Source organism: Acinetobacter sp. NIPH 298 (genome assembly GCF_000369505.1).
In the GTDB taxonomy this organism is placed as follows: Bacteria; Pseudomonadota; Gammaproteobacteria; order Pseudomonadales; family Moraxellaceae; genus Acinetobacter.
This window is the reverse complement of the sequence record NZ_KB850055.1, coordinates 1,697,092-1,712,571: the sequence shown is the minus strand read 5'-3', so window position 1 is coordinate 1,712,571 and position 15,480 is coordinate 1,697,092. Positions and strand designations below refer to the sequence as shown.

Annotated in this window: 12 protein-coding genes and 2 tRNA genes; 4 read left to right on the top strand and 10 right to left on the bottom strand. The window is 40.1% G+C overall.

Annotated features, from left to right (window positions below; translation table 11 throughout):
* Positions 1 to 104 precede the first annotated feature (104 nt).
* The 4 genes from F903_RS13015 to F903_RS13000 all read right to left on the bottom strand — a co-directional run bounded on the left by F903_RS13015 (position 105) and on the right by F903_RS13000 (position 1,939).
* Positions 105 to 180: transfer RNA gene (locus tag F903_RS13015), tRNA-Asn, on the bottom strand.
* 6 nt (positions 181 to 186) lie between these two features.
* Positions 187 to 262 (bottom strand) — tRNA-Asn (locus F903_RS13010).
* 147 nt (positions 263 to 409) lie between these two features.
* Positions 410 to 1,036 (bottom strand): superoxide dismutase, encoded by a 627-nt coding sequence (locus F903_RS13005; protein ID WP_004670542.1) that lies wholly within the window; start codon positions 1,034 to 1,036, stop codon positions 410 to 412.
* A 144-nt stretch (positions 1,037 to 1,180) separates the two neighbouring features.
* Positions 1,181 to 1,939, bottom strand: a complete 759-nt coding sequence (locus F903_RS13000) for a Nif3-like dinuclear metal center hexameric protein (RefSeq protein ID WP_005197627.1) — start codon at positions 1,937 to 1,939, stop codon at positions 1,181 to 1,183.
* A gap of 190 nt (positions 1,940 to 2,129) precedes the next feature.
* Here F903_RS13000 and F903_RS12995 point away from each other — a divergent pair, with 190 nt between their 5' ends.
* Complete coding sequence (locus tag F903_RS12995; RefSeq protein ID WP_005197624.1) at positions 2,130 to 3,314, top strand: trypsin-like peptidase domain-containing protein; 1,185 nt, start codon at positions 2,130 to 2,132, stop codon at positions 3,312 to 3,314.
* A 222-nt stretch (positions 3,315 to 3,536) separates the two neighbouring features.
* Here F903_RS12995 and F903_RS12990 read toward each other — a convergent pair whose 3' ends face one another.
* The 4 genes from F903_RS12990 to map all read right to left on the bottom strand — a co-directional run bounded on the left by F903_RS12990 (position 3,537) and on the right by map (position 8,723).
* Complete coding sequence (locus F903_RS12990) at positions 3,537 to 4,748, bottom strand: alginate export family protein (protein WP_171065241.1); 1,212 nt, start codon at positions 4,746 to 4,748, stop codon at positions 3,537 to 3,539.
* An 87-nt stretch (positions 4,749 to 4,835) separates the two neighbouring features.
* A complete protein-coding gene (locus tag F903_RS12985; RefSeq protein ID WP_004670555.1) occupies positions 4,836 to 6,182 on the bottom strand; it encodes an MFS transporter in 1,347 nt (448 codons plus the stop codon).
* Positions 6,183 to 6,568: 386 nt separating this feature from the next.
* Positions 6,569 to 7,690 carry an OmpW/AlkL family protein gene (locus tag F903_RS12980; protein ID WP_212749523.1) on the bottom strand — a complete coding sequence of 374 codons (1,122 nt, stop codon included), beginning with the start codon at positions 7,688 to 7,690 and terminating at the stop codon, positions 6,569 to 6,571.
* Positions 7,691 to 7,898: 208 nt separating this feature from the next.
* Positions 7,899 to 8,723, bottom strand: a complete 825-nt coding sequence (gene map, locus F903_RS12975) for a type I methionyl aminopeptidase (RefSeq protein ID WP_004670559.1) — start codon at positions 8,721 to 8,723, stop codon at positions 7,899 to 7,901.
* A 227-nt stretch (positions 8,724 to 8,950) separates the two neighbouring features.
* Between map and rpsB the strand changes: the two genes are divergently transcribed.
* From rpsB to F903_RS12960, 3 genes are all read left to right on the top strand, one after another.
* Positions 8,951 to 9,703: a 30S ribosomal protein S2 gene (rpsB, locus tag F903_RS12970; RefSeq protein WP_004670561.1), complete on the top strand. Its 753-nt coding sequence runs from the start codon at positions 8,951 to 8,953 to the stop codon at positions 9,701 to 9,703.
* A gap of 138 nt (positions 9,704 to 9,841) precedes the next feature.
* Positions 9,842 to 10,720, top strand: a complete 879-nt coding sequence (gene tsf, locus F903_RS12965) for a translation elongation factor Ts (RefSeq protein ID WP_004670562.1) — start codon at positions 9,842 to 9,844, stop codon at positions 10,718 to 10,720.
* A 221-nt stretch (positions 10,721 to 10,941) separates the two neighbouring features.
* Entirely contained in the window at positions 10,942 to 11,568 is a 627-nt protein-coding gene (locus F903_RS12960; RefSeq protein ID WP_005197616.1) for a hypothetical protein, read from the top strand.
* A 137-nt stretch (positions 11,569 to 11,705) separates the two neighbouring features.
* On the opposite strand, the gene F903_RS12955 is transcribed toward F903_RS12960, so the two are convergent.
* Together F903_RS12955 and F903_RS12950 are read right to left on the bottom strand one after the other, a co-directional pair.
* Positions 11,706 to 12,932, bottom strand: coding sequence for a multifunctional CCA addition/repair protein (locus F903_RS12955; RefSeq protein WP_005197615.1), 1,227 nt, complete (start codon positions 12,930 to 12,932; stop codon positions 11,706 to 11,708).
* 95 nt (positions 12,933 to 13,027) lie between these two features.
* A complete protein-coding gene (locus F903_RS12950) occupies positions 13,028 to 15,298 on the bottom strand; it encodes an NADP-dependent malic enzyme (RefSeq protein ID WP_005197614.1) in 2,271 nt (756 codons plus the stop codon).
* Positions 15,299 to 15,480 lie beyond the last annotated feature (182 nt).

The window sequence follows — 15,480 nt, the reverse complement described above, 5'->3', positions numbered from 1 at the left end:
CCTGCGGATTAACAGTCCGTCGCTCTACCGACTGAGCTATGGGAGAATCTGGATATGCAGATCATGCATATCGGTACTAACGGTCAAGCGAGCCAATAAAAACTTGGCTCTCCCACCTGGGCTCGAACCAGGGACCTGCGGATTAACAGTCCGTCGCTCTACCAACTGAGCTATGGGAGATTAGCTTGGCTCTCCAACCTGGGCTCGAACCAGGGACCTGCGGATTAACAGTCCGTCGCTCTACCGACTGAGCTATTGGAGAATCTGATGCGCATTTTAGGCATGAAATATTGATGCGTCAATAAGAATAGTAAATAAAATGAATCGTTTGCTTGATAAATATTCTTTTAGGATTTTAGTGATAAAAAAACTGCCCTATGCGGGCAGTTTTTAGGCAAGAAATATATGATTATTTCTCAACACCAGCTGGTTGACCTGCAAGTTTTGCATTTGCATAGTCCCAGTTCACTAAGCTTTCTAAGAAAGTAGCGATGTATTTTGGACGTAAGTTACGGAAGTCGATGTAGTAAGCATGCTCCCAAACGTCAATCGTTAATACTGCAATTTGACCGTGAGCAAGTGGAGTATCTGCATTGGCTGTTTTAGTAATTGATAATTTACCATTTACTTCATCAGCAACTAACCACGCCCAACCTGAACCAAATTGAGTTGTTGCAGCAGCAGTAAATTCTTCTGCAAATTTTTCGTAGCTACCAAAAGCTTCTTCGATTTTAGCTGCAATCGCACCAGTTGGTTTACCACCACCATTTGGCTTCATGCTGTTCCAGTAGAACGTGTGGTTCCATACTTGTGCAGCATTGTTAAAGATACCTGCTTTAGATGCATCACCAGCAGACGCTTTGATGATTTCCTCTAAAGTTTTACCTTCAAGGTCAGTACCTTTGATTAAGTTGTTTAAATTAACAACATAAGTATTGTGGTGTTTGTCGTGATGATATTCTAAGGTTTCGCGAGTGATATGCGGCGCTAAATCATCATAGCCATATGGAAGCGCAGGTAAAGTAATGGTTGTCATGTTTCAATCCTTGCTATTGCTGGGTTTTACATTAAGTGGCTCTATTGTAAATGATTCTAAAGCGAATGGGGCAGCCTTTTAAACAACCATATACAATAAAGACTGAATTAAAAACAATAAATAAAATCGGAAATTTCAATGTCACTAAATTGGGTTGTTCAATTCAAAATATTCAGTTTCTATACCGAACTGGTGTGCAATCGCTTCAGCCAAACGTTGAACACCATAACGCTCTGTTGCATGGTGACCACAAGCGAAATAGTGAACGCCAAGTTCTTCGGCTTCATAAAAAGTACGCTCACTGACTTCACCTGAAATATAGGCATCACAGTTTTGTTGCGCTGCTTTATTTATGTAGTCCTGAGCACCGCCAGTACAGAAGCCTACTTTTTGAATCGATGTTTTATGGCTTGGTAAATGGATTACTGGAAAATCAAAAATGCCTTGTAGCTTGGCTTTGAATTGTTCAGGACTTATAGCATGCTCTAAATAACCAATATTACCAATTGGATATTTTTCGGTTGAGTCTAATGCTTCTAAATTGTGTAAACCGATTAACTCAGCAATCGCAATATTATTGCCCAGTGTTGGATGAGCGTCTAAAGGTAGATGATAGGCGATCAATGAAATATTATTTTGAATGAGTTTTTTGATTCGATTGCCACGCATCCCTGTAATCGGGTAGGGTTCGCCTTTCCAAAAATAGCCATGATGTACCAGTAAGGCATCTGCATTTTGGGCGATTGCTGCATCTATAGCAGTTTCCGATGCAGTGACAGCACACACTATTTTTTTGACTTCATGCTTTCCCTCGATCTGTAAGCCATTCGGTGCGTAATCTTTAAACTCGTTTGCTTTTAAGGTCTGATTACACCATTGCACAATGTCATACAAATTTGCCATGCGATTCCTCAAATGATTTACATTTTATTGTTGTCAATAGAAACATATTTTTTAAGGTAACTAAAGCTAGACAAAAAAAAATTAACTTTTGCGTTGCTTTTAAATAATTTACATTACAATGATGGAAATTTCCTGTTCTTCAACAAATTAACTTAATTCAAAACATCATTTCGCCTAGAGGATAATAGACGTGCGCCGTGCATTTACATGGTTACCTTGGGTATTACTCATTGTCGTTATATTTAGTTTTCTGGCTTGGCAGAAATCACATCAGCCGAAACCAACTGTGGCGTCTGATGGTGTCAAAATGCCAGCAGAAAAGGTTGAGCCCTTAGTTGATACAAATCGTATGGGTGGGGTGGTTTCTTATAATGCTGCTGTAAAAGTTGCTGCTCCTGCAGTCGTGAATATTTTTACCACGCAAAAAATAAAACAGCCTAATCATCCTTTATTGAATGACCCTGTATTTCGTGAGTTTTTTGGCAATCAAATTCCTCAACAACCTAAAAATGAAAATAGTTTAGGTTCGGGAGTGATTGTTCGAGCAGATGGTTATATTTTGACGAACAATCATGTCATCGCTCAGGCAGAACACATCGTTGTTGCGTTATATGATGGGCGTCGTGCTGAAGCCAAAGTGATTGGTACAGATCCAGATACCGATTTGGCTGTAATCAAAATCGAGTTAGATAAACTTCCTGTTTTACCATTTAAACTCAGTGGTAATGAGGTTGGCGATGTTGTACTCGCGATTGGTAATCCATTTGGTGTAGGGCAAACCGTTACCCAAGGAATTATTTCCGCAACAGGTCGTTCTGATTTGGGAATTAACACCTACGAAGATTTTATTCAAACGGATGCTGCGATTAACCCAGGTAACTCTGGTGGGGCTTTAATTGATGTTGCGGGTAATCTGATTGGTGTGAACACTGCGATTTTTTCCCAATCAGGTGGATCGCTTGGTATAGGCTTTGCGATACCTGCAAAAGTTTGTCAGCAAGTTTTAAACTCTATTTTGAAAGATGGTCGTGTGGTACGTGGTTGGCTGGGTATTAGTTTAATTCCAAATAATTTGGATGAAGATGTATTAACAGCTAAACCAATCGGTGTATTGGTCGCTGATGTATTGCGTGGTGGTCCTGCCGATCTTGCAGGGGTGAAACGTGGTGATAAAATTGTTCAAGTCAATAATGAACAGATTTCTTCCGCATCTCATTTGATTAACTATGTTGCTTCGCAAGCGCCAGAGAGTGCGATTGAAGTGGTGGTAGAGCGTGATGGGAAACAACAAACCTTAGAGGTTAAAGTTGGTGAGCGTAAAGTTCAGCAAAATGTTCAATCGCAATACATTCCATTACCAAAAGGTCAGCCCTAATCACACTGTGTTTTAAGGTGATATTGTAAAAGACTGTTTTAAGAACGGTCTTTTATTTTTTCGCGATAAAAAGCGTGTTGATCTACTCGATCAACACGCTTTTGCACTTTTATCGGTTTTTTATTTTTTATTAAATCATTCAAATTTTAAAATTTGATGACAGCTTTACAGCATTATTAAAGATAGAAACTAACTGCTTGAATTGGAATTAAAAATATAGTTTTAATATTTATAATCCAGTTGTAACCAAAGTTTGTCAGTGTCGACACCAAAGTCTTCAGCTTGGTAGCGTGAAAATTTAGCTAATCCTGATAAGCCTTTGATTGGCAGTGCTTGCGCATAAGAAAGTGCAAACTCTTGTCCATAGTCTAATCCTTTTTCATCGCTACGGTAATGATGTAATTCGGTCATCAGTTTTCCTTTGTTGAATATATTAAAACTCGAGCTAATATAGACATCACGCAAACCGTTGACGGGCGTATTTAAAAACATATCCGTCCAACCATTAAACTTATGTTTTGTTGCCAATGGTGTTTGAAATGCAATTTTACCGTTATCGCTGCTTAACACTTCATAACCAACAGCGACTTCGCCAATAGGGGATTTTCCTGATATTTGATAACCGAGTTCAACTGCATAGTAATCAGCATCATATGTTATAGGTTGATCTGCATAATCTTGTTGTTTGGCGTATTCGGCGGCATAGCGGAAGTTATTTTGCTTACCCGTTAAGCGTAAGCCATAGGTTTGGTTTGACCAAGCATTTAGATTTTCAAAATCCATAAAATAACCATACAGCACAGCATTGAGTTGTGGGCTGTAGTTATATTTGATTTGTGCCAAATGAATTTGACTGTCTTGTTCTCCCTCTTGTGCGATCAATGCAATTGGCTTGGGATCTTCACTTCCAAAAATCGTATTTACCTGATCAATATAGGCATAGTACACCTGCAAAGATTGAGTTGGTTTTAGATTTAGACTGACTGCATCATAGCTTTGTTCATTTTGACGCCAACCGACAGAGCCAATAAAACGTTGATTATCTAAATTAATGACTTGGCGGCCTAGGCGAGCATCGAATTTAGGGTTACTGTAATTTAAATATAATTGGTTGATGTCTAGGTTTTTAGGATCGGGAACGCTACTGTATTTTGTTTCGTTATTCCGTGTGCTATTGAAACGGTCGTTGAGTTCAATGTTTGCTTCACCTTGAGCAAATAAACTTAAACCTTGCCATGTGCCTGTTTGCAGTGCAGGGCGGATACGTAGGGTGGCTGCTTCCGCTTTTATTAATGGATTGTCTTGGTCGACCATTTCAAAACGAAGGCGACTATCAAGCGTGAACTTAGTGTTATCGATAAAATCATTGTTTGCAGATGCATTGAATGCGGCAAAACAGCTAAGCGTGAGTAATGACATTGAAATGATTTTCATCATATTTCCCCTAGAATTAAAGATTTGAGTGTGAGAGGTTATAAAGAGGGAGTTCGACGCTGACATCCCTCTCAATTGAGCGTTGAATTAAGTTGCAGCGTTACGTTCAAGTAGCGCTTGTTCAAACAATTCTTTTTCTTTTTCCTTGTGTTCGACTGAGAAGCGAATCAGCACCACACTAAAGGCGGCAACAGTCACGAGACAGCCTAAGATCATGAGACAAGTTTGGATGTCGAGTAAACCTTTTAGTAAGAAACCAGCCGCGACGGCACCGACATTTCCGCCTGCGCCAATGATGCCTGCTACACCACCGAGTGCATCACGGTCGATAAATGGAACCAATGCATAGGTTGCACCACAGGCCATATGTGTAAACAGTGCAAAAACTGTCATAGCGAGTACGGCAAGCATGACGGTATTCATTTGTGAGAAAATGATCAAAAATAGACCTTCGCCTAAGATCAATAAAAATAGTATTCGTGTACGACCATCTAGGCCTTTATTTACAGCCACTTTATCAGAAACAATACCGCCCAGTGCACGCGCAAATAACGCCAATAGACCAAAGATTCCCGCTGTGAGTCCTGCTTCTTTTAAGCCCATATTAAAATGGTCAACATAGTACATTGCAGCAATATTATGAATAAAAATCTCGATGCCAAAACATGCAGCATATGCAGTGAACAGTACCCATACACGATAATTACGTGCTGCCTGCATTAAGATTGCAGTACCACCTTTTTTAATATTGCCTGCTTCTATACCTTGTTCCCGCAATTCTTTAAAGTTACCTTGTGGGCTATCTTGAGTGAGTTTCCAGTAGAGAATACCGACGATCACCATCATGATCCCCGGTACGAGTAAAGCGATACGCCAGCCCATTGCTTGCTCAACACCAAACATGATGATCGCACCAAGAATTAACGGCATGATCGCTTGGGTCGCACCACCACCCGCATTACCCCAACCCGCAGCCGCCGCATTTGCCGTGCCGACAACATTTGGTGCAAACATGACACTGGTATGGTATTGAGTAATGACGAAGCTTGCCCCAATCGCTCCAATTAATAAGCGAAAGAAGAGAAAGGATTCATAGGTATTTGCTGCGGCAACCCCAAAGACAGGAATACTTCCCAGTAAGAGTAGGGCTGTATAAGTGATACGTGGACCATATTTATCGCATAGCGGACCGACAATAAGTCGGATAATGATAGTAATGGCAACGGCTGCAATATTGATATTGGCGATTTGAGATTTGGTTAAATTAAACTCACCAGCAATGACAGGCATCAGCGGAGCACAGGCAAACCATGCGAAGAAGCAGACAAAGAACGCCAGCCATGTCATGTGAAATGCACGCATTGCAGGAGTAGCAAAGCTAAATAATTTTATTTCAGTGGCTTTTTTTGCATCTAAATTCATTTTTGAAGACATAAACTTCTCCTGAACTGAACGTAATTTTTTGCGAAGCAGAATATCTGCATAAGCAAAGCGAACAGAACGGACATCGTTGGCCGTCGACAAATTTTTGAATCATCTTTGATTCAACATATCAGTCATAATGCAAGGGGCATGCCATAAAAAATAATTAACCAAATGAATAAATTAAGCTATTCATTGCAAAAAAGTATTTTTGTTTACATTCAGGATACAGGCCATTTTTGAAAGATAGGAGCCGAATTATTCAGTATTGATTTAAAAAATTTGGTTAGACAATCATGAGTAGATTGTTTGTAATTGGTGCGCAAATTCTATGCACAGTGGTTTAAAAAGTAGCGAAAATAAAAAAGCAGCCGAAGCTGCTTTTGAAAAAATAAAAATTAGAAGCGGTAGCCTACACCTAAATAGGTGATCAGTGGATCAATATCAATTTTGGTGTTGGCGCGGATTAACTCTTTGCCAGTGTTGCGGTCAGTGACATAGATTTTTGCTTCATTATTCATTTTTGAATAAGAGACAGAACCAACAGCAAACCAATTTGGTTTAAAGTCATAAGTTGCGCCTATCGTGACGATCGGTGCAAAGGTATCGGTTGCTTTGAGTTTAACCATAGGATCAGCAGATGATTCTTTACCGTCTAATGCTGCACCTGCTTTACCATTATGAATATTTTGAATCATGTGACCTGCTGCGATGAGGTCGGACTCAATGCCTGAATTCATTTTTAGATCATTGAAGTAAGCATACATGACACCAGCCCCTACATAAGGGCGGAATTTATTGACACCCGTTTTACCGAATTGGTAGTGGAGTTCGACTGCTGGTAACCATGCCCGTGCGGAAGCTGCTTTATCGCCCTGAGTTAAATCGGTGATATGAATATCTTGTTTTAAAGGAATATCACCGAGAACTGAACCAATACCACCTGGTTTATCTATACCAGTTAATGGTGCGTAAATTTGCCCTTTTCCTTTTATGTCTACTTTAGGTGGAATACCTGCTTTAACTTCTAAAGAAAGATTATCTGTGAAATGATAATTAGCCATGATACCTACTGTATCAACATTATCAGCTTCTAAGCCTGTGCCTTGAGCTTGCCAGTTAGATAATCCATTGATTGTAGCTTCGCCAGAAATATTGCTTCTTAAGTGGGTAACACCATCTATTTGTTCTGAAATAACATTGGAAACGATAGGTGTTTTAAGTAAGGTTGATAAAGTATTATATTTGGTTTTACCTTCTTCTGTAGAACGATCAATCGCATTTAATACGGAATCCGCGGTCACTGAACCAACTTTTGATTGGGTTCCTTCAGCAATGCTTGTATTTACGTTGATTGGATTTGCTGAGCCTTGAGGCATCGCATGTAACCAACCCGCGGAAACAGAGAAACGTTTAAATCCATCACCATCTTTAAGACTAAAATAGGGCGAGTCTGCAAAAGCAAGCGTGGGGAGGGTGCAAAGCCCTGTTATTAAGAAAGGAAATGACTTTTTCATCATCGAGGGACTCCATGTCCAAAAGTTTGTAAGGATTTTTCTTGCGCCCAACATAACTCTTTTTTATGAATAGTGTGTTTAGTTAGATTTTATAATTGTTGTGCTTATGAAATATTTTGTTTTATTTAGATAAATTGATGAAGAAATTATGGATATAAAAAAAAGCTACCGAAATAGCTTTTTTGAGAGTAATTTAAAGATCAATAATAAATTACATAAAACGAGATAAATCTTCTTCAGGGCGCGCAGTTAAAACCTCAATCCCTGTTTGAGTGACTAAAATCGTATGCTCATATTGAGCAGATAATTTATGGTCTTTGGTTACAACCGTCCATTTATCACCTAATAATTTGGTTTGCCAAACGCCTGCATTCACCATTGGTTCGATCGTAAAGGTCATGCCCGCTTCAAGGCGCATGCCCGTACCTTTTTGACCATAGTGCAACACTTGTGGTTCATCATGGAAGACATTGCCAATACCATGACCACAATATTCACGAACGACGCTGAAGCGTTCAGATTCAACATATTGTTGAATTGCATGACCGACATCGCCAAGATATGAACCGTCCTTAACTGTTGCCATACCACGATACATCGCTTCCTGTGCAACCTTACAGAGGCGATTTGCTAGAATAGAAGTCTCTCCACCAACGATATACATCATATTGGTATCGCCGTGATAGCCATCTTTAATAACAGTCACATCAATATTTAGAATGTCACCATTTTTAAGCGTTTTTGCTTCGGACGGGATACCGTGACAGACCACATGGTTAACCGATGTGCAGATTGTGTGTTGGAAAGCAGGGCGACCTGGTGCTGCGCCATAACCCAAACAAGCAGGAATGGCTTGCTGAGCGTTGACAATGTGATCATGACAAATTGTGTCGAGTTCTAGTGTACTCACACCTGCCTTAATAAAAGGCTTAATCATGTCTAAAACTTCAGCTGCCAGTTTCCCTGCAACACGCATTTTTTCAATTTCATCGGGAGTTTTGATTAATCGGCGAGGAGCTGTATAAGTTGTATTCATGATCTCTAAAAACTTTTGGTAATTCGCAAGTGACTATGGTATAAATAGCCGCCTATTTTATCAATTGCTTTTCGTGACTATCTTTCTTAATGGGGGGTATTACGAAATTGTATGGTAAAATAGTCGTACAAAATCCGCACATATATCGTCACATTACTCTGGGTGCCTAGCAATAGGTGGAGAATGCGGATATATGGAGGCCTAACCCAAATCTTAAGGTAAAGAAAATGGCAGATTACAACGTAGGTATGCGCGACCTTCTTCAAGCAGGCGCACACTTTGGTCACCAAACTCGTTTCTGGAACCCAAAAATGCGTCAATACATTTTTGGCGCACGTAACAAAATTCACATCATCAACCTTGAGCATACTGTTCCTGCGTTAAATGATGCATTGAACTTTGTGAACAACCTTGCGAGCAAAAAGAACAAAGTATTATTCGTTGGTACAAAACGAGCTGCTTCTAACATCATCCGTGAACAAGCTCAACGCGCTGGTCAACCATATGTAGATCACCGCTGGTTAGGTGGTATGTTGACGAACTGGAAAACACTTCGCCAATCTATCAACCGTTTAAAAGATCTTCAAACTCAATCTCAAGACGGTACTTTTGCTAAGCTTACTAAACGTGAAGCTTTAGAACGTACTCGTGAGATGGACAAGCTTGAACGTGCTTTAGGCGGCGTTAAAAACATGGGTGGTTTACCTGACGCATTATTTGTAATCGACGTTGATCACGAAGCGATTGCAATCAAAGAAGCGAAAAACTTAGGTATTCCTGTAATCGGTATCGTTGATACAAACTCTAACCCAGACAACGTTGATTACGTTATTCCGGGTAATGATGATGCGATCCGTGCAGTGACTTTGTATGCTTCTGCTATGGCTGATGCGATTCTTGCTGGTAAAGAATATGCTCAATCACAAGCAAATGCACAAGCAAAAGGCGATGACGCTGCTAAAGATGCTTCTGAGGCTTAATGCGTTTTGACGCAAGCTTGTCATTTTTGCGACATGTAATGGTGGCAAATTAAAGCGTCGAGATTGCAAACGGCCCAGAGTTTCTTTGGGCCGTTTTTGTTGAACAGATTTATTTTCTACCGATTTTAGGAGATCAACATGACTGCAGTTACTGCGAGCATGGTAAAAGAATTACGTGACCGTACTGGTCTTGCGATGATGGAATGTAAAAAAGCATTAACAGAAGCAGGCGGCGACATCGAACTTGCGATTGATAACCTTCGTAAATCAGGTCAAGCAAAAGCTGCTAAAAAAGCAGGTAATATTGCTGCTGATGGCGCGATCACGATCATTCAAAACGGTAACAAAGCGATTCTTGTTGAAGTTAACTGTCAGACTGACTTCGTTGCTAAAGACGAAAACTTCAAAAACTTCTCTGATAAAGTTGCTACTGCTGCACTTGCTGCTGGCGAAACTGATGCTGCAAAAATTGCTGAACTTAAGCTTGAAGACGGCGCTACAGTAGAAGAAGCACGTGTTGCACTTGTTCAAAAAATCGGTGAAAACATTCAAGTTCGTCGCGCTCAAATTGTTGAAGGCGAAAACTTGGCTGTGTACAAACACGGTTTAAAAATCGGTGTTGTTGTTGCTTACACTGGCGATGCTGATACAGGTAAAGGTATTGCAATGCACGTTGCTGCATTCAACCCAGTTGCTGTAAATGCTGAAGCTGTTTCTGCTGACTTGATCGCTAAAGAGAAAGAAATTGCTGAAGCGAAAGCATTAGAGTCTGGTAAGCCTGCGAACATCGTTGAGAAAATGGTAACTGGTTCAATTGAAAAATATTTGAACGAAGTTGCACTTGATCGTCAAATGTATGTAATCGATAACGACAAAAAAGTTGCTGATGTATTGAAAGCGACTGGTACAGTTGTTGTTCAATTCGTTCGTTTCGAAGTAGGCGAAGGTATTGAGAAGAAAGCTGAAATGAGCTTTGCTGACGAAGTTGCTGCTGCTCAAGCTGCTGCTGCTCAATAATTTTTACTGAATAAGTAAAAGTTATAAAAGCCCAGTCATTTTTGGCTGGGTTTTTTATTGGAAATAAAAAATTCATTTTAGGTAAACCAATACCAGAACATGTCACAAAAGAATTTTTCGATCTTATTATAAATAAATGCGTAATGGATGAAAATTAACCCCATCTTCATTAAAAACTCAATATATTGGGCTTAACTATACAGATTGCTTTGGAGCTGGATATGTCTAAACCTATACTAAAAATTATTTTCGGTGCACTTTTTTTGTCATGCTTACCTCTAACCGTTTATGCAACGGTTGGCGGACCACAGCATATAGAAGTTTTAGGGTTGGATCGAAAGGCCCAAAAGGTTTATCTGATGAGACATTTTGAAGACGGTCGGGGTCGTTTACCTCAACTCTATTATTATCAATTAAATAGTGCTAATCCGACTAAACTTATTCAAGTTCATTCGCTTTATCTCAACCCTAAAACTAAATTAATTGATTATGATCAAGAGAGTACGCAATTTGATAGAGAAATTAAGAAAATTCAAAAGCGTTTACTTTCACTTCAACCTGTACACAACCGTAATGCTCACATTCAAATATTAACCACGAAAAAGGGAACGGCAGAGGCATGGTATGACCCACAAGAATCCATTGATAAATGGTCTTATCAATATCGGGTTAAAAGCTTCCATCTAAAAAGTACATTACAAACAGCTAACACTTACAAGCAAGGGTTGAATATATCTAAAGTCTATAAAGTGCCTCACAGTAATAATGTGCTTGTGACAGTCAAATACCTTGGTATCCCTTTTGAAACGGGTTATAGCATTGAAGATCCAATATTATTGACTAAATAATAGACTTCTTTCATAAATCCCTTGCGAAACTTCAATCGTTCCTCATTCTCTCTATAGGAGAAATATGCAGGGTTATGAAAGGGTCTAATATAAATTTTAAACTGTTTCGTCGCACAACGATGGTATGTTAAACAGGTTTATTCTTCGTGCTGTTCTTTAAATTTTGCTAATGCCTCAATACGGTATTGAATCAACATTTCGCCTATTTCAGGGCCTTTAATGTGTTCAGGTAGATCTTGTGCCCGAATATGTCTAACGATTTCCATCGCATCTAGCAGATATTGTGCCTGAGGATATGGGCGGTGTTCTAAACCCAAACGACCTTTGGCATCGCATTCACAGGCTTGAACAAAAGCTTTAGCTTTTTCAGGTCTACGCAGTACATCTAAGCGTTGTAAAAAACGCCATAACGTACCGGGTTTTAGATTTTTGACTTGATGACATTTCAAATGTTCTTTGCATACGGTGAGCGCTAGATTTTTAAGATAGCTAGGTACTTTTAAGCGATCACACACATCAGTCACGGGCTGTATACCGCGTTCTTCATGCATAATATGTCTTGGTAATTCTTCAACAGGGGTGAGTGCTTTGCCTAAGTCGTGCACAAGTACAGCGAAGCGCACATCTAGCGCATAATTTGCCTGACATGCTTGTTTCAGTGCCATAAGTGTATGAATACCACAATCTATTTCAGGATGGTATTCAGGGCGTTGTGGTACACCAAACAAGGCATCGAGTTCAGGAAATAAGATTTTTAAAGCACCACAGTCTTTGAGTATTTGAAAATACACATCTGCGTGATCTTCCATTAATGCTCGAGAGGTTTCTTTCCAGACGCGTTCTGGAGTAAGGGCATTTAATTCGCCTGATTGCGCGATGTCTTGCATGAGTTGCAGTGTTTCATCCGCAATTTTAAAGTCATACGCCGCATATCGTGCAGCAAAGCGTGCAACTCGAAGTACGCGAAGTGGATCTTCGGTAAAAGCATCAGAAACATGGCGCAGAATTTTTTGGTCTAGATCTTTTTGTCCGCCATAGGGGTCATAAACTTTGCCTTGTTCATCCATTGCCATGGCATTGATGGTAAGGTCGCGGCGGATTAAATCTTCTTCTAACTTAACACTAGTGTCTGTAAAACATTGGAAACCATGATAACCAACTCCAGATTTACGTTCTGTGCGTGCGAGTGCGTATTCTTCTTTTGTTTTGGGATGTAAAAATACAGGGAAGTCTTTGCCAACAGGTTGATAGCCTTCCGCTAGTAATTGTTCTGGCGTTGCGCCAACAACAACATAATCTTTTTCGTGATAGGGATGCCCAAGTAAATGATCTCGAACAGCACCGCCTACTAAATAAACTTGCATGAAAAAACCTCTATTCTTCACACAATCATGCTACAGAATAGAGGTTTTCTCAAGCACTAAGCAAAGCTTTTCAGGAAAAGCTTTGCTTATAGCAGTTAGTTTTCGCTTTGTTGAATTTCAGCAACAGTCAATGCAGTCATGTTGATTAGACGGCGGGTTGTTGCTGTTGGGGTGAGGATATGAACTGGTTTTGCAGCACCCAATAAAATCGGCCCAATCGTTACATTGTTCCCAGATGTTGCTTTCAACAAGTTAAAAGAAATATTTGCTGAGTCTAGGTTTGGCATGATCAATAGGTTAGCTGAACCTTTATAGCGTGAATTTGGAAAAGCAAAGTGACGGATGTTTTCATCAAGTGCTGCATCTCCATGCATTTCACCTTCAACTTCTAGTTCAGGCGCTTGCTCTGTAAGTAAGCGATAGACTTCACGCATTTTTTGAGCGCTAGAATCAAGTTGATCACTACCAAAACTTGAATGGGAAAGCAGTGCAACACGTGGTGTGATACCAAAGCGACGTACTTCTTCCGCAGCTAAAATGGTCATTTCAGCAAGCTGTTCAGCCGTTGGGTTGGTATTCACATAAGTGTCAGCAATAAATAGGTTGCGATCTTCAAGCATTAATGCATTTAGGGTAAAGAAAGTGCTGCGACCTTCTTTTAAACCAATGACATTTTTAACGAAATCTAAATGGATATCATAGCTTGCATAAGTACCACAGAGCATACCATCGGCTTGACCAAATTTAACCAATAAAGCAGCAATGAGGGTCGAGCGACGGCGTGTTTCACGCTGTGCATACTCTACCGTCACGCCTTTGCGCTGCATGGTTTTATAGTAATCTTTCCAAAATTCCTCATATTGAGGATTTTTTTCTTGATCAACGATCTCGATGTTTACACCGTGTTGTAAACGTAGACCTAATTTTTTGATATTTGCTTCAATTACAGTGGTACGACCGACTAAAATTGGTTTAGCCAAACCTTCATCAACTGCGATTTGTACTGCACGTAATACGCGCTCATCTTCACCTTCAGCGTAAGCAATACGTTTAGGGTCAGTTTTCGCTTGAGCAAAAATTGGTTTCATCAAGAACGCAGAGTTATACACGAACTCAGAAAGTCTTTGGCGATATGCAGAGAAATCTTCAATTGGACGTGTTGCAACACCAGAATCCATTGCTGCTTTAGCAACCGCAGGTGCGATTTCTAAAATCAAGCGCTGATCAAGTGGGCCAGGGATCAAGTAATCACGACCAAATGATACTGATTTTTCACCATAAGTAGCAGCATCAGCTTCTACGTGCGCCATACGTGCAATCGCATGTACACATGCAATTTTCATTTCTTCATTGATGGTGGTTGCACCGACATCTAGTGCACCACGGAAGATATACGGGAAGCAAAGCGCATTATTGACTTGGTTTGGATAGTCCGAACGACCTGTCGCCATAATGACATCTGGACGTACTTCATGTGCATGTTCAGGCAAAATTTCTGGATCAGGGTTGGCTAGTGCAAAGATAATCGGATTTTCAGCCATTTCTTTAACCATTTCTTTGGTTAAAATACCTGCTGCCGAAAGACCCAAGAACATATCCGCACCAGCAATCACTTCATGCAATTGTGTTGCTGCAATGTCTTGTACGTAACGCTTTTTCGATTCATCCAGTCCTTCGCGTGAAGTGGTAAGAAGACCGCGAGAATCAGCAACAGTGATGTTGGCTTTATTCACACCAAGAGCACAAAGTAAATCTAAGCAAGACAATGCCGCAGCACCTGCACCAGACGCTACAATTTTGATTTCATCAATTTTCTTATTTACGATTTGCAAAGCATTTAATAATGCAGAGCCTACGATAATACTGGTACCGTGTTGGTCATCATGGAACACAGGAATCTTCATGCGTTCACGAAGCTTCTTCTCGATATAGAAGCATTCAGGTGCTTTGATGTCTTCTAAGTTGATACCACCAAATGTTGGTTCTAATGCTGCAACGATATCGACGATTTTGTCTGGATCATTTTCTGCGATTTCGATATCAAATACATCGACACCAGCGAACTTTTTGAAAAGTACGCCTTTACCTTCCATTACAGGTTTTGATGCTAAAGGACCAATGTTCCCTAAACCCAGTACAGCTGTACCATTACTCACGACGGCGACCAGATTACCACGTGCTGTATATTTGGCAGCAGTAGAAGGGTCTCGTTCGATTTCCAAACACGGAGCTGCAACACCAGGAGAATATGCAAGCGCTAGATCTCGTTGGTTAACGAGCTGCTTGCTAGGTGTCACACTGATTTTTCCCGGAGTAGGAAATTCATGGTAATACAAAGCGGCCTGTTTTAAAGATTGATCGTCCATCTGAGTCTCGATTGTTCCGATAATAATCAGCCATATAGGGGGCTAATTACTATATTAAGATAAGTGCACAAGAATATAGCACTAGTTCATGCTTTCGCCCAGTCAAAAAAGCTTATTTTCACTGAACGAACATGCTTATTGACAATTCATAACGAGCTTAAAATAAACTGCCAAAATGCTTA